Origin of the sequence: Planococcus notacanthi, assembly GCF_030407825.1 — a bacterium.
GTDB lineage: Bacteria > Bacillota > Bacilli > Bacillales_A > Planococcaceae > Planococcus > Planococcus notacanthi.
This window is the reverse complement of sequence record NZ_JASDCQ010000001.1, coordinates 1,406,499-1,428,821: the sequence shown is the minus strand read 5'-3', so window position 1 is coordinate 1,428,821 and position 22,323 is coordinate 1,406,499. Positions and strand designations below refer to the sequence as shown.

The window sequence follows — 22,323 nt, the reverse complement described above, 5'->3', positions numbered from 1 at the left end:
CTTAGCGAAAAGTTTGCACGGGGTCTTTCGATTATAAAGAAACTAACAGCTATTCTACTCGGCCAACTGTCATACGCCGCGTTTATTGCCCCAAACCAACGTGTGCAATTGAGGCAATACCTTCACGTCGTTCATAACGGAAGAGCGTACATGGTAATCGATCAATTGCTCGTACCGCTGCAGCAAATCGGCGACCAGCTGCGTGTCATCCGTTGTCGCTGTGTCTTCATTGCCGGTCTGAAGAAAGAACGGAACAGCTGGATAACGCTGATGAAGATTTTCTGCATAGGCAAAATCATCCTGGTCGAATACAACGACTTTCAAACTGACATTGGCGTTTTGCAGTTTGTCGATAAAGAAATCCAATTTGGCAAAATCCGTCGACATGCCTGAGCTGGGTGGTTTAGGCGATAAGGTGATGTCATCGATTGCTGCCAGCCAGTCTTGCCAAATGGAGGCCTGTGTCTCAACAGCAACTTTCCAGCCCTGCTGGTGGCAAAGATCGACCAATTCAGCTATGCCTTTGTGAAGTGCAGGATTGCCTCCGGAAATGGTGACGTGTGAAAATGCCTTGCCGCCTATGCGGATCAATTCTTCAATAATATCTTCAGGCTGCTTGGAAGTGCTGGTGCCTGTGCCGTCCCAAGTGAATTTTGAATCGCACCAAGAGCAGGAATAGTCGCATCCAGCGGTGCGCACGAACATGGTTTTTTGCCCCATGACCATGCCTTCTCCCTGTATAGTCGGACCAAAGATTTCCATGACGGGAATTCTCATGACAGGTCTTCCTTGCGCGGCCGGTAGACCACATAGCTTGTCGGCGTTTCGCGGACAATGACCTGCAGGCAGTCGGGCCGGTTGCTTTTCGTTTTCAGCACATGCTGAATGGACTGCCAAACCTGCTGGGCAAGCAATTCAGTAGTGGGAAATTTAGTTGCAAATTCAGCATGATCATTCAAGACACTGTGGTCGTATTTTTTATGAATCAATTCTTTCAGCAATTTAAAGTCAATCAGGAAGCCGGTGGCGTCAAGCTCATTGCCGGCAATGGTAATGTTCAGGTGGTAAGTATGGCCGTGCATCATCCGGCATTTCCCGGCATCTTCGCTGGGAATAAAATGTGCTGCAGAGAAATGCAGGTCTTTATTGAGTTCGAATTGAAAGTTATGCGTAGCTGTCGGATAAAATTGCTGCATCATATGATTGTACCTGCTGATTTTTTCGCCTGATAGCGGGCAAGCCCATCATTGCGCAATTGACAGGCCGGGCAATGGCCACAACCGGTGCTCGGGATGCCGTTATAGCAGGTCAGCGTTTTCTTCTGGACAAACTCAAATGCATCAAGTGTGTCAGAGAGCTCCCATACTTCGGCTTTATCGAGCCACATCAGCGGGGTATGGATAATGAATTGCTTGTCCATGGCCAAATTCAATGTGACATTCAACGAGCGGATAAAAGTATCCCGGCAATCGGGATAACCGCTGAAATCCGTTTGGCTGACGCCGGTGATCAAATGCCGTGAACCGATGGCATCTGCATAAACCGCTGCAAAAGACAGAAATAAGTGGTTTCTGCCTGGTACAAAAGTGGAAGGCAGTTGTCCTTCTTCATCACTTACGGCGATATCATCACGCGTCAATGCATTCGCGGATAATTGGTTGATCAACGTCATATCCAATACTTTGAACGAGACGCCGAGTTCTTCGGCGATTTTTCGTGCGCATTCAATCTCAGCTGAATGGCGCTGGCCATAATCGAATGTGACCGTGGCCACTTCCTTAAAATTCTTGATGGCCCAAAACAGGCAAGTGGTGCTGTCCTGGCCGCCGCTGAAAACAACGACTGCTTTTTCATTTTTCATCTGTAACACTCCTTAGTTTTTTAGAGAGGGAGTTTGCGAACCTCTTTGAACGAACAGTTTTAATGATAACATATTGTGCACTAGAGGAAACAATTGACAGAAAGCTTGTGATGTCATCAGACAAATGCGTTACCCGCAAGCCGGTCAATGATGAAATCTGTAATTATTCAATACGCAATGCGTCTAATCTGCAATGGGAGGTGTAGAGATGAAACGAATCGCTTTACTGGTGTTGATAGCAGCAACAGCAGTTGCCTGCAACCGGGAATCGTTTGAAGAAGGAGATATCATCGAAGATGCTCAAGGCGAAATCACGAACGGGGAGCGCCTGTATGAGTTTTATGAACACACGGAAAATGGAGAAGAAGATGCCGTAAGAGTGATCAGCTACACGACAGAAGGTGATCCCATCTATCATGATCTGCATTTTGATGGCAACAAAATTGAGTCCGTAGAAGATAATAGAGAAGATCAGTTCAGTTCTGAAGAAGTTGTCATCAGACAATGCGAATCAATCCTGATTCTGACTTCCGAAACTGAAGCGATATATGTTCTGCGGGAATGTGACCCTGAATCCGGATGGGATACCATTCTGCACGAAACCTGGTAAGACGCTTTACCACCAAATATCACCAAGTTTTTTATGAGTAATTTTTCTGTATAAGGGTATATTTGATAATAACGGAAGGAGAGATGTGAGATGAAAGCAATCGTCATTGATAGTTACGGCGGCAAAGAGCAATTGAAGGAACAGCAAGTGGATAAACCGGCAATTACGGACAATCAGGTTCTGGTGGAGATCCATGCTACTTCCATCAACCCGATTGACTGGAAATTGCGTGAAGGATATTTGAAAGAACTGCTGCCTTGGGAGTTTCCAATTATTTTAGGTTGGGATGCAGCAGGCACCATTGCTGAAGTTGGCAAAGACGTAAAGCACTTTAAAGTGGGCGACCGTGTTTTCGCAAGACCTGCAACTACGCGTCAAGGAACCTATGCAGAATATGTGCCTGTGGATGAAGACTTGCTTGCGCATATGCCGGAAAGTATGACATTCGAAGAGGGGGCCGCAATTCCGTTGACGGGATTGACAGCTTACCAATGTCTTGTGGACTTTGCAGAAGTGAAAAAAGGCGATAAAGTGCTGATCCATGCGGGAGCCGGCGGTGTCGGCAGTATGGCCATTCAAATTGCCAACAGCATCGGTGCTTATGTGGCGACAACGGCCAGCGATAAAAACGATGAATTGGTTAAATCTTTGGGAGCCAATCGGGTCATCAACTACCGTGAAGAAGATTTCAGCGAGCTGCTGGAAGATTTCGACGCAGTATTGGATACGATGGGCGGCGAAGTTCTCGATAAAAGCTTTAAGGTCCTGAAAAAAGGTGGGAAATTGATCTCCATTGCTGGACAGCCTTCTGCTGAAAAAGCGGAGCAACACGAAGTGAAGGCCAGTGACTTTTGGCTGGAACCGAGTGGAGAGCAATTAAAAAAGTTAGCAAACCTTTATGTATCTGGCGAATTGAAGCCTACAATCGGTGAAGTATTTGCATTTACTGAACGAGGTTTGCAAGATGCACATGAGTTAAGTGAATCTCATCATGCCAGAGGAAAAATAATCATCAAAATAAAAGCTTAATAAAACGAAAGAGCCTCTCACAAAATTATGTGAGAGGCTTTTTTCGTCTGTTATTTTAGAAGTTTTCAGGTTTACCTGATTTGTCTTCTGAATAATATTCATCGGGAGCATCGTTTTGGGCTTCTTCTGTACGGACGACCAAAACATCGCATTTTGCAGAACGGACAATGTGTTCAGATACGCTTCCGATTAAGAAACGTTCAACTGCATTTAATCCGGTAGCACCACAGACGATTAGGTCTGCTTCCACTTTTTGAGCCAACTCTCTTGAAATCATTGTTTTTGGAGAACCATAATCAACAACAATATTCACTTTTTGAACCCCGCCTGCTAAAGCTTCTTTCTTATAATCTTCCAGCAGGTCTTCGGCGAATTTTTGGGCGCGGTCGGCGATGGAGCGGTCATATGCTTCAATTGCTGCAAATGAGCGGGTGTCGATTACGTTCACCAAATTTAATGTGGCATTGTTCCGCTCAGCTATGCCGACCGATTTTTTGAATGCCCATTCCGCTTCTTTTGACCCGTCTACTGCTACAAGAATCTGACTATACTTTAATGTCATCCTACATTCCTCCTTTGTCTCTACTTATACTATTCGCTATAACTGCAAGAGTTCCTTCTAAATTGAAGTTAATTTTACTGAATATTTGTCAAATTAAAGACGGTGATGAGTCCTTCTGGTAACAGCATCAGAAAGGAGGGCAGCTGATATGACAGCGGAAACAAGTGAAGTCTGATAGAATAAAGTAGATATCAGAATAAACAATCTATTGTACCGGATTAAACTACTTAAAATGATGGAGGGTTTCGAAATGCGAATTGGTGTACCGAAAGAAGTAAAGAACAATGAAAACAGAATAGCCATGACACCGGCCGGCGTAGTCAATCTTGAAGTTCATGGGCATGATGTATTTATTCAGTCGGGCGCTGGTCTGGGTTCCGGTTTTACCGATGAAGATTACAGTGCAGCTGGTGCGAAAATTGTTGAAACAGCGGACGAAGCCTGGGCACAGGAAATGGTCATGAAAGTAAAAGAACCCGTCCAGGAAGAGTACCGTTATTTCCGGGAAGGACTGATTCTGTTCACCTATCTGCATCTAGCGCCTGAAAAAGAGTTGACTCAGGCATTGCTGGAAGCTAAAGTGACAGGCATTGCGTACGAAACGGTGCAGTTGCCCAACAATTCCTTGCCGTTGCTGACACCAATGAGTGAAGTGGCAGGCCGGATGTCCACGCAGATCGGAGCTCAGTTCCTCGAGAAGATACACGGCGGTGCAGGGATTCTGCTAGGCGGTATTCCCGGCGTCGGCCGAGGGAATGTTGCCATAATCGGTGCAGGTGTAGCGGGAACCAACGCTGCAAAAGTAGCCGTTGGAATGGGGGCGAATGTGACGATCCTGGATTTGAATCCCGATCGCTTGCGTCAATTGGATGACCAGTTCGGTCAGGATGTACAGACCTTGATGTCCAATCCGCTGAATATTGCAGAATCCGTGAAAAAGGCGGATTTGGTTATTGGAGCTGTTTTGATTCCGGGGGCGAAAGCACCTAAATTGGTGAAAGAAGACATGATCAAATCCATGAATCCGGGTTCCGTGGTGGTTGATATCGCGATTGACCAAGGCGGAATTTTTGAAACCAGTGATCGCATCACGACCCACGATGAACCGACCTATGTGAAACATGGAGTCGTTCATTATGCAGTCGCGAATATGCCCGGTGCTGTTCCCAGAACTTCAACAATTGGTTTGACGAACGTTACAGTACCCTACGCCGTGCAGATCGCGAATAAAGGATTTGCAAAAGCAATCTCCGAAAACGAAGCTTTGAAAAAAGGAGTAAATACATTGGGGGGCCATGTCACCTACCAGGCAGTGGCTGCTGATCAGGGACTGGAATATAAGTCAGTCGACGAGATATTAGGGAAATAAAAAAATGGCATCGGAGAAAATCCGATGCCATTTTTATAATTAATTTGTAATGATCTGAAGTTCTTTCGGGAATTTCGTCAACACTTCATAGCCGTCTTCTGTAACCGCCACATCGTCTTCGATGCGAACGCCGACTGTGCCGGGAACGTAAATGCCAGGCTCCAAAGTAAAGACCATCCCTTTTTCCATCTTCATCGGATTCGCACCGTGGATAGAAGGGAATTCATGCACGGAGATGCCGAGGCCATGTCCCAGGCGGTGCGTGAAATAGTCACCGTATCCTGCATCCGTAATGACCTTACGTGAAATCTGGTCGAGTTCAGCTGCAGTAACACCTGGTTTGACGGCTTCGAGTGCAGCCGTTTCAGCTTTCAAGACAATCTCATATACTTTTTTCTGCTCTTCGCCTGGTTCACCAAGTGCCAATGTGCGGGTGATGTCCGAACAATAGCCTTTATGGACAACGCCAAGGTCGAATAAAACCAAATCACCATTCTGCAGTTTCCGGTCACCGGTTTTGCCGTGAGGCGACGCGGCCTTATCTCCAGCCAATACGGTCGTATCGAAAGACATATGGGTTACGCCGCGTTTTTTCAAAGCCAATTCAATTTCAGTCATCACTTCAACTTCGGTGATGCCTTCTTTAATTGTTTTGGCCGCAACTTCGATGGCATAATCAGCCAATGCTGCCGCTTCACGCAAAATCTGAAGTTCTGCATTGTCTTTGATGACCCGCATAGCATTCAGCTGGTCATCCATTTGGACAATTTGGAGCGAGCCGAATAATGAAAGAATGGCATCGTAACGGTCAACCGTCATATGCGCTTTTTCGATTGCCAATGCCTTCACTTCAACTCCACGCGATTGGACGGTGTTGAACAGGATTTCCATAGAGTTCTGTGTATCTTCGTGCCCGATGATTTCGCCCGTCCATCCTGCGTTTTTTGCGTCGGGCATTTCCATTTTCGGACAGATCAGAAATGGCTCAGCTTCAGCGAAGACCATTACACCCAGCAGGCGTTCATGCGGGTTGCTTTGGAAACCGCTGACGTAAAAGACGTTATAAGGATCGGTGATGAACGCCGCATCGATTGATTGTTCCTTTAAATAATTCTGTAATTGCTTGATTTTGGTCATATGTATTCCTCCTCTACATGTGTAGCATATCAAAAATCAGGGTATAAAACAGCTATGTGAGTTGAATTAACCAGCGCTTCACCATTCAATCAGCCCGAAAACAGGATGAAGACATTTTGTCAGCTTTTATCAGAAAGAACCAGTTCAGCTCTTATATCCATCATTATTTAAAAACTTTTTGGAGGGATTTCATGCACATCTCATATCACGGACATTCCATTGTAAAAATCAAAACGGGTGAGCACACGATTTTAATCGACCCGTTCATCAACGGCAACGAATTGACAGACTTGAAAGTAGGGGATGAAAAACCCACGGCGATTTTATTGACGCATGCACATAACGACCATGTTGGAGATACTGTGGAATTGGCAAAAAGCAATAATGCACAAGTTGTGGCGCCAGTTGAGTTGGCTAATTATTTGGGCAGCCAGGGAGTGAGTGCTGCTGGAATGAATCTGGGCGGCGCACATGAATTTGATTTTGGCGTAGTGAAATTCACAAAAGCATTTCATAGTTCTTCCTATACTACTGAAGAAGGTGAAGTGGTATACGGCGGTATGCCAGCCGGAATCCTCTTTAAGGCTGAAGGCAAGACAGTTTACCATGCCGGCGATACCGAAGTTTTCGGTGACATGAAAATTCTTGGGGAACGCAATGAAATTGATGTAGCGTTTGTGCCCATCGGCGATTTTTTCACTATGGGGCCGGAAGATGCAGCGTATGCGGTTGAATTGTTAAAGCCGAAAGTAGTGGTGCCGATCCATTACAATACGTTCCCGCCAATCAAACAAGATCCGGAGCATTTCAAGTCACTGGTAAAAGGTGCAGAAGTGAATATTCTGCAGCCAGGTGGCAGCATCGAATTATAATAAGTACAAAACCCCGAAGAGCAGAGGCTTTTCGGGGTTTTTCATGGACTCCGGGAACAGTTTTGCTGGTCTGGCAAAACCCCCTGCTCCTGCAGCACTGCGCGCTTCGTCGCAATGAGATGGGTCAACTAATCTTGCCCCATCTCTTGCCTGTCGGAGGCCAACAGGAAGTGGGTCAGGTAACCGTTGCGACAGGAAGTCGCGGTCTTAGGTTGCCTTCCATCGCCCGTCTCCACTTTTCGATTGTCCAGTTGCGACGGGCTGTTCCTCGGTACGTAAGCCCCTCTGGCAGTTCGGCTGAAAAAACGCCGCTCAGCCAGATCGTCTTACGCCTGTCGGACCAGGACGCCCGTCTCCACTTTTCTTGTAATTATGCTACACTATAATGTACAGCTACGTAGAAAGAATGGGTGAAATCATGGCGACTAAACATGAACAGATATTGGATTATATTGAAACTTTAGCGGTAGGGGAAAAAATTTCCGTGCGGCGCATTGCGAAAGATTTGCAGGTCAGTGAAGGTACCGCTTACCGGGCTATCAAAGAAGCGGAGACGAAACGATTGGTGTCGACGATTGAACGTGTCGGAACCATTCGCATCGAACGCAAGAAAAAAGAGAACATTGAGCGGCTGACCTATGCTGAAATCGTCAATATTGTTGATGGCCAGGTATTGGGCGGCAGAGCCGGATTGCATAAATCCCTCAATAAATTCGTTATTGGGGCTATGCAGCTGGAAGACATGATGCGCTATACCGAAGCCGGCAATCTGCTGATTGTCGGAAATCGTTACAAAGCACATGAATATGCATTGCGAGCCGGAGCGGCAGTACTTGTGACAGGCGGGTTTGAAGCATCTGAAGGGGTGAAAAAACTGGCGGATGAATTTGAACTGCCGGTCATTTCGACAAGCTATGACACCTTTACTGTAGCGACCATGATCAACCGTGCCATTTACGATCAATTGATCAAAAAAGAAATTCTATTGATTGAAGATATTTTGATTCCGTTGGAAGTGACGGCACATTTGAATGTAAAAGATCCGATCAGCCGTTACCATGATTTGAATGAAGAAACGACCCATGGCGGTTTTCCGGTCGTCGATCATTCCAATAAACTGGTGGGAATCATCACATCAAGAGATGTTATCGGCCATCAGCCGACGGATTTGGTTGAAAAAGCGATGACCAAAGATCCAATCACAGTTTCGATGCAAACCAGTGTGGCCGCTGCTGGGCACCGTATGATTTGGGAAGGCATCGATTTACTGCCGGTCGCAGATGACCACGGCAAATTAAAAGGGGTCATCAGCAGGCAGGATGTCCTGAAAGCGATTCAAACCGCCCAACGCCAGCCGCAGCAAGGCGAAACGATTGATGACATCATCAAAAGCCAGCTGCATCAGCAGACGGGCGATAAATTGATGTTGGAATTCCGGGTAACGCCGCAAATGACCAATGCTTATGGCTCGATTTCCCATGGTGCCTATACGATGATCTTGACGGAAGCGGCAGGAGCGGCGCTGAAAACCAAAAACCGAAAAGACAGTGTGTTGGAAAACATGTCTGTTTATTTCCTGAAGCCGGTCCAATTGGATACCTTGGTATTCGTCAAACCCCAGATTCTCGACATCAGCCGAAAATCGGCCAAAGTAGAAGTGGAAGTTTCCCTGGAAAATGAAATCGTCGGTAAAGCCATTTTGACTTTCCAATTGTTGGACCGTTGAGATAAGTGAATTCCATCCATAAAAAAGGCAGCAGGAACACTCGATGATCGAGTGCATCTGCTGCCTGAACATTCCTAAGGAGAAAAAGGGGCTTACGGGTTCAAGTCCGCTTCTTCCTCCAGGAATGTTTGGTAATGGCGTGCTGCTTTGTAATTGTAATACATAAGCGCTAAGCCAAGGACGATGAAAATAGCTGAGACGATGTAGGTGACCGTGCTCTGGAAAACGAATAGCTGATTAATGCCGAATAAAGTGACAAAACTACCCAAAGCCATGGATGCGCGTGCTGCGTACCATTTTTTGCGTATCGGCAAAACGGAGCGGGTGCGGAATTGCTTGGTTTTGTTATAAAAATAAACGACAAATGATACAATGATTAAAACAACGAATATTAACATAGGGACCTCCTGAATTCCAAAACTCATTTTCATTGTACTGAGAATTGAGCAAAATTGCGAATGGATTTCCTTATAAATGGAGGAACTCGGAAATGAACAGTCAAATCATCGACACAATTAAACAATACAGTACCATTATCATTCACCGCCATGTGCGCCCAGACCCGGATGCCTATGGTTCACAGCTTGGCCTGAAATATATTTTGGAACACAATTATCCGGACAAACGCATCCTGGCTGCCGGCACCCATGATTACACAATGGACTTCCTGGACTTTCCTGATCTGGTAGAAGATCAGGATTTTGAAGGCGCATTGGTGATCGTGACCGATACGGCGAATACGGAGCGTGTGGACGATCAGCGCTACAAGACGGGTGCCAAGCTCATTAAAATCGATCACCACCCGAATGATGATGCTTACGGCGACATTGTTTCCGTTGATACGACCGCAAGTTCCGCTTCTGAATTGATCTACGAGTTATTTACATATGGGCGTGACCACGAGGGCTGGACGATGACGGCAAAAGCAGCCCGTCTGCTGTATGCAGGAATTATTGGAGACACGGGACGTTTCCTGTTCCCAAGTACGACACAAAAAACATTTGCGGTTGCAGGCGAACTTATCAAATACGATTTTGACCGCAACGCATTGCATAACGGCATGTATGAAATGGACCGCAAATTATTGCATTTGCAGGGCTATATGTACCAAAACTTCAAAATGGATGAAAACGGTGCGGCCCATGTTAAAATCACCAAGGATATTCTCAAGGAATTTGACGTAACGGCAACCGACACCTCTTTGCTGGTCGGATCGCTCGGCAATGTAAAAGGCATGAAAGCGTGGGTCATCTTGATTGAAGAAGACACTGAAATCCGTGTACGCCTGCGCTCAAAAGGGCCGATCATCAATACACTAGCGAAGGAATTCGGAGGCGGAGGACATCCGTTGGCATCCGGTGCAACTGCTTATTCATGGCAGGAAGCTGACCAGGTTATCGCACGCCTTGCCGAAATCTGTGCTGCTGCAAACTAAGGAGGGAGTCGGTTGTCAATGGTTTATCCGCATATAAGCACATCGGCTGATTTGCTGAAAAGCACGGTACGCCTTGACGAACTTTTCCCATATCTGAAGGAACAAGGAGCCGCTTCAGCCGCAATCGTCAACACCAAATTATATGGTATTCTTCCTTTTTGGGAAGCATGCCGCCGTGCCGGCATCCATGGGGTGGTCGGCCTTTCGGCGGCTATCGAATACGAAGAGCAATCCTATCCGGTCGTTTTATATGCCCAATCGAATAAAGGCTACGGCAATTTGCTGAAAATCTCCAGTGCCTTGTCGACAAGAGACAAAGAGGCCATCCCTGAGCAATGGCTCAAAGCCTATCGAGAAGGGTTGATTTGTGTTATTCCCAATAAGACAGAATGGTTATTGACCGACCGCAGCCTGGTATTTGAATACGTTAAGCATTTATTCGGCTCAGCAGCTTTTGGAAGCATTGAACGGCCAGGCGGAATAACATCGGAACATGAACCTGCATTTGTCGGCATCTGCGAAAATATGGGCTTACCGATTATCGCTTCACAGGAAAGCCGTTACCTGCACCAACAAGATGCATTTGCCTATGAAGTGGCATCGGCCATTGGCCAGGGCTTGAAGATGGAAGATCCGGAAAGAAAGAAACCTGAGCACACCAATGCCTATGTGCCGAGCCGACAAGAGTTCGAGTCCTGGTTCGCTGACCGTCCGGAATGGTTCCAGCGAACAGCGGATGTCTTGAAAAGCTGCCAGTTGACGATTCCGATGAACCGCCAACTGCTGCCAGTATTCCCATTGCCGAAAGAAACCGACAAAGCGGCTTTTATTGCAGAGTTGTGCAAATCGGGGTTGGCTGAACGGGTCCCCGGCTATTCACGGGACTATCAGGACCGATTGGATTATGAGTTGTCTGTGATTGGAACGATGGGATTTATCGATTATTTCCTCATTGTTTCGGATTTCATGAAATATGCCAAAGACCAGGGCATCATGACAGGCCCTGGGCGTGGATCTTCGGCCAGTTCGCTTGTGGCGTATTCACTGAAAATCACAGATGTGGATCCTCTCGAACACGGTTTGCTGTTTGAACGCTTCTTGAATCCAGAACGCGTAACGCTGCCCGATATCGATATTGATTTTGCGGATCACAGACGGCACGAAGTAGTGGAATATGTAGCGGAAAAATATGGAGCGGTCCGAACCGCCCAAATTATCACCTTCGGCACCTTATCGGCAAAAGCTGTTGCCCGTGATACAGCCCGCGTGTTCGGTTTTGAAGCTGAAGAGCTGGATGCGATTTCGAAAATGATTCCGAATCGTCCAGGCACTACGCTCCGGTTGGCCCTCAAAGAATCGCAGACTTTGGAGAGCTGGATCATGGAGCGGGAAGAGCGCAAAACTTGGTTCAAGACAGCACTGAAATTGGAAGGGCTGCCGCGCCATGCTTCAACCCATGCAGCAGGAGTGATTTTAAGTCCATCGCCGCTGGTTGACCATGTCCCGATCGAAAAAGGGCATGAAGGCATTTATTTGACGCAATGGCCTATGCAGGAACTGGAAGCGATCGGCTTACTGAAAATGGACTTTTTGGGTCTGCGCAATTTAACGATCCTGGAACAAATCCGCAACTTGATTTATTGGGATACGAAAAAACGGATAGACTACCGGAATATTCCGTTGACGGATGCTGAAACGTTCAAGCTGCTGGCTGCTGGCGATACAACCGGTGTCTTCCAATTGGAATCCGAGGGCATGCGCGGGGCGCTCCGTCAAATTAAACCCACGGCATTCGGTGACATCGTCGCAGTAAATGCTTTGTTCCGGCCAGGCCCAATGGAATTCATTCCGTTATATGCAAGACGGAAACACAAGCAGGAAACTGTGAAATATGTCCACCCGATTCTGGAACCCATTTTAAGCGAGACTTATGGCGTCATCGTTTATCAGGAACAGATTATGCACATTGCAGCGAAGATGGCCGGCTTTTCTTTGGGAGAAGCCGACTTGTTGCGGCGTGCAGTCAGCAAAAAGAAACGCGAGATTTTGGATCAAGAACGCGCGCATTTTGCCCTTGGAGCCAAAGCGAAAGGTTTTACAGAAGCGGAAGCATCAGAAGTCTACGATTTGATTGTCCGTTTCGCGGATTACGGTTTTCCGAAAAGCCATGCCGTCGCCTACAGCATCATTTCCTATCAGCTGAGCTATGTGAAGACCCATTATCCGGTTCATTTCTATACCGGGTTGTTGGGCAACAGCGCGGGGAATGCGGATAAAACGAGACAGTTGCTGCAGGAAATCAAAGATAATAAAATTCCATTGCTGCCGCCTTCTGTTCAGCAAAGCCGCCATTCCTTTTCTGTAGAAGACGGCAAGATCCGGATTGGGTTGAATGCGGTAAAAGGAGTTCCGGGAACAACGATCAAAGCGTTGCTGAACGCAAGAGAAGATGGGCCGTTCAGCAGCCTGTTCAATATTGCCGAACGGATTTCAGCCTTGCATTTCAACAGGAAATCGTTTGAACCCTTGATCAAAGCAGGAGCTTTGGATGACTTTGGGTATGACCGCAGTGTTTTGCTGGCATCGCTGGATAGCGCCATCAAACATGCTGAACTGGTTAAGCCGAATGAAGACCCCGGCCTATTTGATGATATGGGGTCGAGCTTCATGAAACCGAAATACACCAAAGCAACGGAACTCCCGGAAAGTCTGAAACTCGATTACGAAAAAGAAGTGCTGGGCTTTTATTTGTCTAAGCATCCGGTTGAACGGGAAAAAGAAGAAAGGCAGAAATCCTATAATGAACTGAAATCACTTCATACAAAACGGGACCGTGAATCGGTTAGGGTACTTGGAATGGTGGAAGATATTAAACGGATCCGGACAAAAAAAGGAGATGCTATGGCATTTGTGACCTTAGTGGATGAAACTGGTCCAGCTTCTGTCACATTGTTTCCAGTGGAATATGCCAAATACAACCTTCTTCTTGAGTCCCATGCCATCCTCGAAATTCAGGGGCAAGTCGAAAACCGCAACCATAAAACAGCGATTATCTGCAAGAATATAGAAACCTGACTGCTTTTCTAAAAGAAAAGCAGTTTTTTCTTTACGTAGCCATATTTTTTTTGTAAGGTATAGAATATGAGTGGTCAGACCACTTTCAAAAAAATGGGAACTGAGGAACTGTCATGAATCAAACTAAACGGTATTTGGATATAGTCAGGGACATTCGTGATATGATCCGGCAGGAAAAAATCAAGCCGGGTGACCGCATTCCATCTGAAAGGGAATTGGCCGAAACCATGCAAGTAGGTCGCTCAACGCTGCGGGAAGCATTGCGCAGTTTGGAATTGCTTGGGTTGATCGAAACGCGCAGAGGTGAAGGTACATTTCTGTCTGACCATCGCAACCATACATTGGTTGAGGTGTTGTCGACGTTCGTCCTGCAGGACAATCAGTCGCATAAAGATGTCTGGGAAACGCGCTTGCTCCATGAAGTGGCCGCGATCCAGTCTATTTGCCAAAATGAAGCAGCCAGCCAAATGAAGGTCTGGGACAGTTTTCGGCTGCACCTTACAAACGACAGCTTTCAGCGAGAAGACTTTGTCCGTGAACTGATGGTGCTGTCGGGCAATCGATTGTCATTGAAAATCTGGTTTCTATTGAAGCAATACAGCGGAAATCCATATGATGGAACTGTCACTTCTGATGAAATTGAACACATGAACCATATACTTACTGCAATTGAGCAGCAAGATGCAGAGACGGCCGTTCGGGAGTTTCGGGCCTGGAATGAATGGCTACAAAAGGAGAGAATACGCAATGGCAATGATTCGTGATATTTTTAAACGCAATAAAGACAGCAAAGAGGCGACCATACCTACGAAATCTGCAAAGGATGTCCCAGAAGGCTTGATGACTAAATGTCCTTCCTGCAAAGAAATTACATTGACGAAGGATTTAGATAAAAATAATAAGGTTTGTCCAAAATGCGACCATCATTTTAAGATGACTGCTTATGAACGTGTCAATAGTTTGCTGGATGCCGGAAGCTTCGAATCGATGGACGATCATTTAAAATCGGAAAACCCACTCGGCTTTCCTGGCTATACAGAAAAAGTCCAGGCAGACAGTGAAAAAACCGGTTTGAATGAAGCGGTCTTGACTGGTACCGGCCAGCTGTTTGGCCATCCGATTGTAGTAGCGATTATGGATTCCCATTTCCGGATGGGTTCTATGGGGTCGGTTGTTGGAGAGAAGATTACGCGTGCCATTGAAGCAGCTACTGAGCGCAAATTGCCTTTTATCATTTTTACAGCGAGCGGTGGAGCACGTATGCAAGAAGGCGTTCTGTCGTTGATGCAGATGGCAAAAACCAGTGTGGCTTTGAAACGCCACAGCAACGAAGGCCTGCTTTTTGTCTCAGTTCTGACGCATCCGACAACAGGCGGCGTTTCCGCAAGTTTTGCATCAGTGGGGGATATCAATATCGCTGAACCAAAAGCATTGATCGGTTTTGCAGGACGCCGGGTTATTGAACAGACCGTGCGCGAGAAATTGCCGGAAGACTTTCAGACTGCTGAATTTTTACTGGCCCACGGACAACTGGATGCAGTCGTTCACCGGGCGTCAATGAAAGATACGCTGGCGACGATTGTGCGTCTCCACACGAAAGGAGCCGTGACCAATGGCTAAGAAAAACGGAAAAAAAACAATGCCTTTTGAAGAACCGCTTATTCAGCTGAGAACAAAAATCTCAGAGCTGAAGGAGTATACAGCGAATGCCGAAGTTGATTTGAGTTCGGAAATCAAGTCTCTGGAAGACAGGTTCTCCAAGCTTGAAGAAGAGATATACGAAAACATGAAACCTTGGGACCGTGTCCAAGTGGCTCGCCATCCGGAACGGCCGACTACTCTCGACTATATCCCATTGATTTTTAATGACTTTATCGAATTGCATGGCGATCGCCTTTACGGGGACGATGAAGCGATCGTCAGTGGAATCGCTTCTTTTCACGGCCAGCCGGTTACGATTATCGGCCATCAGCGCGGCAAAGATACGAAAGAGAATGTCAGACGGAATTTCGGCATGCCGCATCCTGAAGGCTACCGGAAAGCTTTGCGCTTGATGAAGCAGGCGGAGAAATTCAAGCGTCCGATCATTTGCCTGATAGACACGAAAGGGGCGTATCCGGGTAAAGCAGCTGAAGAACGTGGGCAAAGCGAAGCGATTGCGCGGAACCTTGTGGAAATGGCCGGGCTGGAAGTTCCTGTCCTATCTATTGTCATCGGTGAAGGAGGTAGCGGGGGCGCATTGGCACTTGGCGTCGGCAACCAGATTTTGATGCTGGAAAACTCAACTTTCTCGGTTATCTCGCCTGAAGGCGCGGCATCGATTTTATGGAAAGATTCGGCTCTTGCGCAAACAGCAGCTGAAGCCATGAAAATCACTGCACCCGACTTGTTGGAAATGAAGATAATTGAACACATGATTCCGGAAGTGCGCGGTGGTGCACATCATGATCCACAGCGGCAGGCGGCAATCATTTCTGAGGCGATCCGCCGTTCCCTTGAGGAATTGAATGGCATGACCTCTGAAGAACTGATTGACCAGCGTTACCGGAAGTTCAAATCAATCGGTGTTTTCAGTGAATGATGGAGAACCGCCTCGGCGGTTCTTTTTGTTTTCGGAAAATTGAGGCACCTGAATTAAATAAGCTTTGGATTTTGCAAACAAAATCTTAACAAGTTTAAAGGCTATTCAGGACTGACAGCAACGCCTTGGCGTGGTAAGGTAAACAGAGTAAATGGACTGCAGGAGGGGTATATCAATGAAGAAAATTGGAGTGTTGACCAGCGGAGGAGATTCGCCGGGCATGAATGCAGCTGTTCGGGCAGTTGTCCGTAAAGGGATTTTCCATGGCATTGAAGTAGCTGGGGTTTATTCCGGGTATCAGGGCCTGATCGAAGGCACCATCAAAAAGCTGGAAGCAGGAGATGTGGGAGACATTATCCAGCGTGGCGGAACTAAATTATATTCCGCACGCTGCGAGGAGTTTCGCACCGAAGAAGGCCAATTAAAAGCGATTGAAAACATGCGCAAAGAAGGTCTTGAAGGGCTAGTAGTCATTGGGGGCGACGGTTCTTATCGTGGAGCGATGGCATTGACAAAAAGAGGATTTCCATGCGTAGGCGTTCCGGGAACCATCGACAATGACATTCCGGGAACCGACTACACCATTGGATTTGATACGGCATTGAATACTGTTATCGAAGCGATTGATAAAATCCGTGATACCGCGACAAGCCACGAACGGACGTTCATCGTCGAAGTGATGGGCCGCGATGCCGGTGATTTGGCTTTGTGGGCAGGTCTGGCCGGCGGTGCAGAAACCATCCTCATTCCGGAAGACAGCTATGATATCGATGACATGGTCGATCGTCTCCAAAAAGGCCGCAACCGAGGCAAGCGCCACAGCATCATCATTGTGGCGGAAGGAGTCATGGGCGGCAATGAACTGGCTGAGCTCATTAAAGAGAAGGCGGATATAGAAACACGCGTGTCGGTACTCGGCCATATTCAACGCGGTGGATCACCGACTGCCCGAGATCGTGTCCTTGGCAGTTTGTTTGGCGCACGGGCAGTGGAAGTTTTGCTTACCGGTGCTGGAGGACGAGCTATTGGCATGAAAAATCATCAGGTGGTAGACTATGATATGACAGAAGCATTCACTGCTGAGCATAATGCGGATATGAGTTTGTATACTTTATCTAAAGAATTGGCAATTTAATACGGTAAATGGAGTGAGTTTATTGAGAAAAACGAAAATCGTCTGCACAATCGGACCAGCAAGTGAATCACCTGAACTGCTTGAACGTTTAATTGAAGCGGGCATGAACGTCGCCCGTTTGAACTTTTCACACGGTAACCATGAAGAGCATGCACTGCGCATCAAACGGATCCGTGAAGCGGCAGATAAAGCGGGTAAAATTGTCGGCATCCTATTGGACACAAAAGGGCCGGAAATCCGTACGCATCAAATGGAGAACGATTCAATCGAATTGGTAACGGGCCAAAAAATTGAAATCTCCATGACGGAAGTAGTGGGGACTCCTGAAAGATTCTCTATTACGTATGATCAATTGATTGAAGATGTAGATGCTGGATCTATCATTTTGCTTGATGACGGACTGATTGAACTGCGCGTGGAAAGCCTGGATAAAGTAAATGGAATTATCCACACGATAGTTGAAAATGCCGGAACTTTGAAAACCAAAAAAGGCGTCAATGTTCCAGGAGTTTCAGTTCAGTTGCCGGGAATCACTGAAAAAGATGCCCAGGATATTTTATTCGGTATTGAACAAAAAGTTGACTTCGTAGCTGCTTCTTTTGTCAGAAATGCTGCCGCTGTCTTAGACATCAGAGGGCTTCTTGAGAAAAACGGCGGAGCCCATATCCAAATCATCCCGAAAATCGAAAACCAGGAAGGCGTCGACAACATTGATGAAATCATCATGGTATCTGACGGTCTGATGGTGGCGCGCGGAGATCTTGGTGTAGAAATTCCGGCAGAAGAAGTGCCATTGGTTCAGAAGTCATTGATCGATAAATGCAACAGCGCTGGAAAACCGGTTATTACAGCTACACAGATGCTCGATTCCATGCAACGCAATCCACGTCCGACACGTGCAGAAGCAAGTGATGTGGCCAATGCAATTTTTGATGGCACAGACGCTATTATGTTGTCAGGTGAAACGGCAGCGGGGCTGTATCCGATCGAATCTGTTGAAACAATGCACCGCATCGCAGAAACAACGGAAGCGGCACTGAATTATAAACAAATCGTCTCAACCAGAAGAAAAGAAAAAGAGTCGAATATGACTGAAGCGATTGGACAGGCAGTTGCCTACACTGCACTGAACTTGAAAGTTCAGGCGATCATTGCACCGACGGAAAGCGGAACAACTGCTAAAATGATTTCCAAATACCGTCCGGGAGCGCCAATCATTGCTGTCACGTCTTCCGATATACCTGCTCGTAAGTTAACATTGGTTTGGGGCGTTCAGCCAATCGTCGGGTCGTCTGTTGAATCGACGGATGAATTGCTGGAAAAAGCTGTGGATGAAAGTTTGAAACACGGCTATGTCAAACACGGTGATCTTGTCGTCATTACGGCGGGCGTTCCAGTCGGGCAAGCCGGAACGACCAACTTGATGAAAGTGCATGTAATCGGCGATATCCTTGCAAAAGGACAGGGAATCGGCAAAACAGTCGCTTTCGGTGAAACTGTTGTGGTCAAAAACGCAGAAGAAGCGCTGGCAGTCGATGTAGAAGGCAAAATCATTGTTACGATCGGCAGCGACCGCGACATGATGCCGGCTATTAATAAGTGTGCTGGCCTCATTACAGAAGAAGGCGGATTGACGAGCCATGCCGCAGTTGTCGGTTTGAGCCTTGGCATTCCGGTAATCGTTGGTGTCAAAGAAGCAACTTCATTGATTAAGAACAACTATGATATTACAATGGATGCGGAAACCGGCATAGTTTATCATGGCCACGCGAGTGTCCTTTAAGTAATAGAGAATCAGTTAGCAGGGAGTTTTGCTCTCCGTTAAAGCATCAAAGGAAAGTAAAGAAGAAGGAGGCCGGTCAACATGATGAAATGGATTTTCTTGGCCTTGATCATAGTACCGACTTTGGAATTGGCTTTGCTGATTTGGGCTGGAGGCAAGCTCGGATTCTTTGCAACAATGGCAATCATTGTGGCGACCGGCTTGCTTGGCGCTTTTCTTGCCAAAAAGCAAGGTCTAAAAGCATTAAAGGATATCCAGGATGGCATGAATAGTTTTCAAGCTCCTGGGGATCAATTATTGAATGCGGCATTCATTCTGGTGGGCGGTATTTTGTTGCTGACACCAGGCTTCATTTCTGATGCAGTCGGGTTTACGATGCTTTTCAGTCCTACTCAGAAAATGTATAAGCCATTCATTTACCGAATAATCCACAAAAAAATGAAAAATACCCGGGTTATCGTTGGATAATACCGGGTATTTCCATGGATTTTGAAAGGAAATTTAAATTCTATAAGCGTTTCCATTCACAAATTCTACAAAGTTGATTATAATGGCTAAGTAAGGGAATAAAAACAGAAGTTCATAAACGCAGATGAGACATCATTCTGCATTTTTTTTTGGAATGATGAATCAAACTGAAGAAGGAGCGATTTAAATGACATCGTCAAAAGGTTTAGAAGGTGTAGTAGCAACCCAATCCGCGATCAGCTCGATCATTGATGACACACTTACATATGTCGGCTACGATATTGATGACTTGGCCGTAAACGCGAGCTTTGAAGAAGTGATTTATCTGCTGTGGCACCAACGGTTGCCAAAAGCAGACGAATTGGCGGAACTGAAGCAGCAATTGGCAGACAACATGGCGGTTCCACAGGCTGTGCTGGACCACTTTAAAACATACGACATCAAATCGGTTCACCCGATGGCGGCACTCCGCACGGCAGTTTCCATGCTTGGCCTGTTCGACGAAGAGGCAGAAGTAATGGAGCCGGAAGCGAACTACCGCAAAGCCATCAAGATCCAGGCGAAGATTTCGACGCTTGTGACGGCTTTCGGCCGCATCCGCAATGGCCAGGATCCGATTGCACCCAAATCGGACTTGAGCTTTGCGGCGAACTTCCTGTACATGCTGTCCGGCAACCTGCCGGAAGCAGTGGAAGAAGAAGCGTTCAACAAAGCGTTGGTGCTTCATGCCGACCACGAATTGAACGCATCGACGTTCACGGCGCGTGTGGCTGTGGCAACATTGTCTGACGTCTATTCCGGCGTCACGGCAGCCATCGGCGCCTTGAAAGGCCCGCTTCACGGCGGCGCCAACGAACAGGTGATGAAGATGCTGACGGAAATCGGTTCTGTCGACAACGTGGAAGCGGTCATCAACGAAAAACTGGCGAACAAAGAAAAAATCATGGGCTTCGGCCACCGTGTCTACCGCAATGGCGACCCGCGTGCGAAGCACTTGCGTGAAATGTCCCAGAAATTGACGCAGATCCGCGGCGAAGAAAAATGGTACGACATGTCCGTGAAGATCCACGAAATCGTTACTGGCCAGAAGAACCTGCCGCCGAACGTCGATTTCTACTCGGCATCGGTTTACCACAGCCTGAACATCGAACATGACCTGTTCACGCCGATCTTTGCGGTTTCCCGCACATCGGGCTGGCTGGCACATATCCTTGAGCAGTATTCGAACAACCGCCTGATCCGCCCGCGTGCGGAATACATCGGGCCTGGCATGCAGACGTATGTACCGGTTGAAGAACGCTAAGGAGTATTCATTTCAGATCCACAAAAAAATATAACTCATAGGGCTAGCACTCTTGGTGCAGCCCTATGACTTTGACCACAGGAGGAAATTACAAATGACTAACGGCGAAAAAATTTCAGTAGAAAACGGTGTCTTGAATGTTCCAAATAACGCAGTAATCCCTTATATTATCGGTGACGGAACAGGACCGGATATCTGGAATGCAGCTTCACGCGTTTTAGAAGAAGCAGTAACAAAAGCTTATAACGGTGAAAAATCAATTGTCTGGAAAGAAGTTCTTGCAGGACAAAAAGCATTCGACGAAACAGGAGAATGGCTTCCTGAAGAAACTCTTGAAGTAATCCGTGAGTACTTGATCGCTATCAAAGGACCTCTTACTACGCCAATCGGCGGCGGTATCCGTTCATTGAACGTAGCACTTCGCCAGGAACTTGATTTGTACACTTGCTTGCGTCCAGTTCGTTACTTCGACGGCGTACCTTCACCGGTAAAACGTCCTGAAGACACGGACATGGTTATTTTCCGCGAAAACACTGAAGATATCTATGCTGGTATCGAATACGCTAACGGTTCAGATGAAGTGAAAAAATTGATTTCATTCCTACAGGATGAAATGGGCGTTAAAAACATCCGTTTCCCTGAGTCTTCAGGTATCGGCATCAAACCGATTTCAGAAGATGGAACAAAACGTTTAGTGCGCGCTGCAATCAACTATGCAATTTCTGAAGGCCGCGAATCATTGACACTAGTTCACAAAGGTAACATCATGAAGTTCACTGAAGGAGCTTTCAAAAACTGGGGCTATGAAGTGGCTGAACAAGAATTCGGCGATAAAGTATTTACATGGAACGAATATGATGCAATTAAAGATGAAAAAGGTACAGACGCTGCGAACAAAGCACAGGAAGAAGCACTTGCTTCAGGTAAAATCCTTGTTAAAGATTCAATCGCTGATATCTTCCTTCAACAAATCCTTACACGCCCAAGCGAGTTCGATGTTGTTGCAACAATGAACTTGAACGGAGATTACATCTCTGATGCTTTGGCTGCTCAAGTAGGCGGAATTGGTATTGCTCCTGGAGCGAACATCAACTATGATACTGGACATGCGATTTTCGAAGCAACTCACGGAACAGCTCCTAAATATGCTGGCCTTGATAAAGTAAACCCTTCTTCAGTTATCCTTTCAGGTGTATTGATGCTTGAACACCTAGGATGGGGAGAAGCTGCTAAAATGATCACAAACTCTATGGAGAAAACAATTGCTTCTAAAGTTGTAACTTATGACTTTGCTCGTCTAATGGACGGCGCTACAGAAGTGAAATGCTCTGAGTTTGCTGATGAATTGATCAAAAACCTATAAGAGTAAATGACAAG

21 protein-coding genes and 1 riboswitch are annotated in these 22,323 nt (G+C 46.7%); of the genes, 15 read left to right on the top strand and 6 right to left on the bottom strand.

The window, feature by feature from the left end:
- Positions 1-69 precede the first annotated feature (69 nt).
- The 3 genes from queE to queC are packed head-to-tail and all read right to left on the bottom strand — an operon-like array spanning position 70 to position 1,861.
- Complete coding sequence (gene queE / locus QMA01_RS06980) at positions 70-777, bottom strand: 7-carboxy-7-deazaguanine synthase QueE (protein ID WP_290214596.1); 708 nt, start codon at positions 775-777, stop codon at positions 70-72.
- Positions 774-1,199 carry a 6-carboxytetrahydropterin synthase QueD gene (gene queD / locus QMA01_RS06975; protein WP_290186960.1) on the bottom strand — a complete coding sequence of 142 codons (426 nt, stop codon included), beginning with the start codon at positions 1,197-1,199 and terminating at the stop codon, positions 774-776. Before queD ends, queE begins: the two co-directional genes overlap by 4 nt.
- Positions 1,196-1,861 carry a 7-cyano-7-deazaguanine synthase QueC gene (gene queC, locus QMA01_RS06970; RefSeq protein ID WP_290186958.1) on the bottom strand — a complete coding sequence of 222 codons (666 nt, stop codon included), beginning with the start codon at positions 1,859-1,861 and terminating at the stop codon, positions 1,196-1,198. The genes queD and queC overlap by 4 nt, the downstream gene beginning before the upstream one ends.
- Positions 1,862-1,867: 6 nt before the next feature.
- Positions 1,868-1,911, bottom strand: a riboswitch (PreQ1 riboswitch).
- Positions 1,912-2,069: 158 nt separating this feature from the next.
- Between queC and QMA01_RS06965 the strand changes: the two genes are divergently transcribed.
- Both QMA01_RS06965 and QMA01_RS06960 read left to right on the top strand, forming a co-directional pair.
- A complete protein-coding gene (locus tag QMA01_RS06965) occupies positions 2,070-2,471 on the top strand; it encodes a DUF4362 domain-containing protein (protein ID WP_290186956.1) in 402 nt (133 codons plus the stop codon).
- Positions 2,472-2,561: 90 nt separating this feature from the next.
- The gene (locus tag QMA01_RS06960; RefSeq protein WP_290214595.1) at positions 2,562-3,500 is read left to right on the top strand and encodes an NADP-dependent oxidoreductase; all 939 of its coding nucleotides are present in this window, start codon (positions 2,562-2,564) and stop codon (positions 3,498-3,500) included.
- Positions 3,501-3,555: 55 nt separating this feature from the next.
- On the opposite strand, the gene QMA01_RS06955 is transcribed toward QMA01_RS06960, so the two are convergent.
- Positions 3,556-4,062, bottom strand: a complete 507-nt coding sequence (locus tag QMA01_RS06955) for a universal stress protein (protein ID WP_191716736.1) — start codon at positions 4,060-4,062, stop codon at positions 3,556-3,558.
- 250 nt (positions 4,063-4,312) lie between these two features.
- On the opposite strand from QMA01_RS06955, the gene ald reads away from it, so the two are divergent.
- Positions 4,313-5,431: an alanine dehydrogenase gene (ald, locus tag QMA01_RS06950; RefSeq protein ID WP_290214594.1), complete on the top strand. Its 1,119-nt coding sequence runs from the start codon at positions 4,313-4,315 to the stop codon at positions 5,429-5,431.
- A 39-nt stretch (positions 5,432-5,470) separates the two neighbouring features.
- Here ald and QMA01_RS06945 read toward each other — a convergent pair whose 3' ends face one another.
- On the bottom strand, positions 5,471-6,568 hold the full coding sequence (locus QMA01_RS06945) for a M24 family metallopeptidase (RefSeq protein WP_290186950.1): 1,098 nt from the start codon (positions 6,566-6,568) through the stop codon (positions 5,471-5,473).
- A 191-nt stretch (positions 6,569-6,759) separates the two neighbouring features.
- Between QMA01_RS06945 and QMA01_RS06940 the strand changes: the two genes are divergently transcribed.
- Together QMA01_RS06940 and QMA01_RS06935 are read left to right on the top strand one after the other, a co-directional pair.
- Positions 6,760-7,440, top strand: coding sequence for a metal-dependent hydrolase (locus QMA01_RS06940; protein WP_290214593.1), 681 nt, complete (start codon positions 6,760-6,762; stop codon positions 7,438-7,440).
- A 418-nt stretch (positions 7,441-7,858) separates the two neighbouring features.
- A complete protein-coding gene (locus QMA01_RS06935) occupies positions 7,859-9,166 on the top strand; it encodes a DRTGG domain-containing protein (RefSeq protein WP_191716740.1) in 1,308 nt (435 codons plus the stop codon).
- Between the two features lie 92 nt (positions 9,167-9,258).
- Here the strand turns inward: QMA01_RS06935 and QMA01_RS06930 are convergent, their stop codons facing one another.
- The gene (locus QMA01_RS06930; RefSeq protein ID WP_290186947.1) at positions 9,259-9,564 is read right to left on the bottom strand and encodes a YtpI family protein; all 306 of its coding nucleotides are present in this window, start codon (positions 9,562-9,564) and stop codon (positions 9,259-9,261) included.
- Between the two features lie 92 nt (positions 9,565-9,656).
- On the opposite strand from QMA01_RS06930, the gene QMA01_RS06925 reads away from it, so the two are divergent.
- The 10 genes from QMA01_RS06925 (at position 9,657) to icd (ending at position 22,309) form a co-directional block, all read left to right on the top strand.
- Positions 9,657-10,601 carry a DHH family phosphoesterase gene (locus tag QMA01_RS06925; RefSeq protein ID WP_290214592.1) on the top strand — a complete coding sequence of 315 codons (945 nt, stop codon included), beginning with the start codon at positions 9,657-9,659 and terminating at the stop codon, positions 10,599-10,601.
- 18 nt (positions 10,602-10,619) lie between these two features.
- Positions 10,620-13,676: a DNA polymerase III subunit alpha gene (gene dnaE, locus QMA01_RS06920; RefSeq protein ID WP_290187069.1), complete on the top strand. Its 3,057-nt coding sequence runs from the start codon at positions 10,620-10,622 to the stop codon at positions 13,674-13,676.
- A 113-nt stretch (positions 13,677-13,789) separates the two neighbouring features.
- Complete coding sequence (locus QMA01_RS06915; protein WP_203341179.1) at positions 13,790-14,440, top strand: FadR/GntR family transcriptional regulator; 651 nt, start codon at positions 13,790-13,792, stop codon at positions 14,438-14,440.
- Entirely contained in the window at positions 14,424-15,296 is an 873-nt protein-coding gene (gene accD, locus QMA01_RS06910) for an acetyl-CoA carboxylase, carboxyltransferase subunit beta (RefSeq protein ID WP_191716745.1), read from the top strand. Before QMA01_RS06915 ends, accD begins: the two co-directional genes overlap by 17 nt.
- Positions 15,289-16,257 carry an acetyl-CoA carboxylase carboxyl transferase subunit alpha gene (accA, locus tag QMA01_RS06905; RefSeq protein WP_290186942.1) on the top strand — a complete coding sequence of 323 codons (969 nt, stop codon included), beginning with the start codon at positions 15,289-15,291 and terminating at the stop codon, positions 16,255-16,257. The genes accD and accA overlap by 8 nt, the downstream gene beginning before the upstream one ends.
- Before the next feature lie 175 nt (positions 16,258-16,432).
- Positions 16,433-17,392 carry a 6-phosphofructokinase gene (pfkA, locus tag QMA01_RS06900; protein ID WP_203341177.1) on the top strand — a complete coding sequence of 320 codons (960 nt, stop codon included), beginning with the start codon at positions 16,433-16,435 and terminating at the stop codon, positions 17,390-17,392.
- A gap of 22 nt (positions 17,393-17,414) precedes the next feature.
- The gene (gene pyk / locus QMA01_RS06895; RefSeq protein WP_290214591.1) at positions 17,415-19,175 is read left to right on the top strand and encodes a pyruvate kinase; all 1,761 of its coding nucleotides are present in this window, start codon (positions 17,415-17,417) and stop codon (positions 19,173-19,175) included.
- 81 nt (positions 19,176-19,256) lie between these two features.
- Entirely contained in the window at positions 19,257-19,643 is a 387-nt protein-coding gene (locus tag QMA01_RS06890; RefSeq protein WP_191716749.1) for an FxsA family protein, read from the top strand.
- Between the two features lie 187 nt (positions 19,644-19,830).
- A complete protein-coding gene (citZ, locus tag QMA01_RS06885) occupies positions 19,831-20,946 on the top strand; it encodes a citrate synthase (protein ID WP_290214590.1) in 1,116 nt (371 codons plus the stop codon).
- Between the two features lie 94 nt (positions 20,947-21,040).
- Positions 21,041-22,309: an NADP-dependent isocitrate dehydrogenase gene (gene icd / locus QMA01_RS06880; RefSeq protein WP_191716039.1), complete on the top strand. Its 1,269-nt coding sequence runs from the start codon at positions 21,041-21,043 to the stop codon at positions 22,307-22,309.
- Positions 22,310-22,323 lie beyond the last annotated feature (14 nt).

Bases quoted from the DNA above. Each gene is read 5' to 3' on its own strand.
- queE (WP_290214596.1), bottom strand. From the start codon at position 777: ATGAGAATTCCCGTCATGGAAATCTTTGGTCCGACTATACAGGGAGAA.
- queD (WP_290186960.1), bottom strand. From the start codon at position 1,199: ATGATGCAGCAATTTTATCCGACAGCTACGCATAACTTTCAATTCGAA.
- queC (WP_290186958.1), bottom strand. From the start codon at position 1,861: ATGAAAAATGAAAAAGCAGTCGTTGTTTTCAGCGGCGGCCAGGACAGC.
- QMA01_RS06965 (WP_290186956.1), top strand. From the start codon at position 2,070: ATGAAACGAATCGCTTTACTGGTGTTGATAGCAGCAACAGCAGTTGCC.
- QMA01_RS06960 (WP_290214595.1), top strand. From the start codon at position 2,562: ATGAAAGCAATCGTCATTGATAGTTACGGCGGCAAAGAGCAATTGAAG.
- QMA01_RS06955 (WP_191716736.1), bottom strand. From the start codon at position 4,062: ATGACATTAAAGTATAGTCAGATTCTTGTAGCAGTAGACGGGTCAAAA.
- ald (WP_290214594.1), top strand. From the start codon at position 4,313: ATGCGAATTGGTGTACCGAAAGAAGTAAAGAACAATGAAAACAGAATA.
- QMA01_RS06945 (WP_290186950.1), bottom strand. From the start codon at position 6,568: ATGACCAAAATCAAGCAATTACAGAATTATTTAAAGGAACAATCAATC.
- QMA01_RS06940 (WP_290214593.1), top strand. From the start codon at position 6,760: ATGCACATCTCATATCACGGACATTCCATTGTAAAAATCAAAACGGGT.
- QMA01_RS06935 (WP_191716740.1), top strand. From the start codon at position 7,859: ATGGCGACTAAACATGAACAGATATTGGATTATATTGAAACTTTAGCG.
- QMA01_RS06930 (WP_290186947.1), bottom strand. From the start codon at position 9,564: ATGTTAATATTCGTTGTTTTAATCATTGTATCATTTGTCGTTTATTTT.
- QMA01_RS06925 (WP_290214592.1), top strand. From the start codon at position 9,657: ATGAACAGTCAAATCATCGACACAATTAAACAATACAGTACCATTATC.
- dnaE (WP_290187069.1), top strand. From the start codon at position 10,620: ATGGTTTATCCGCATATAAGCACATCGGCTGATTTGCTGAAAAGCACG.
- QMA01_RS06915 (WP_203341179.1), top strand. From the start codon at position 13,790: ATGAATCAAACTAAACGGTATTTGGATATAGTCAGGGACATTCGTGAT.
- accD (WP_191716745.1), top strand. From the start codon at position 14,424: ATGGCAATGATTCGTGATATTTTTAAACGCAATAAAGACAGCAAAGAG.
- accA (WP_290186942.1), top strand. From the start codon at position 15,289: ATGGCTAAGAAAAACGGAAAAAAAACAATGCCTTTTGAAGAACCGCTT.
- pfkA (WP_203341177.1), top strand. From the start codon at position 16,433: ATGAAGAAAATTGGAGTGTTGACCAGCGGAGGAGATTCGCCGGGCATG.
- QMA01_RS06890 (WP_191716749.1), top strand. From the start codon at position 19,257: ATGATGAAATGGATTTTCTTGGCCTTGATCATAGTACCGACTTTGGAA.
- citZ (WP_290214590.1), top strand. From the start codon at position 19,831: ATGACATCGTCAAAAGGTTTAGAAGGTGTAGTAGCAACCCAATCCGCG.
- icd (WP_191716039.1), top strand. From the start codon at position 21,041: ATGACTAACGGCGAAAAAATTTCAGTAGAAAACGGTGTCTTGAATGTT.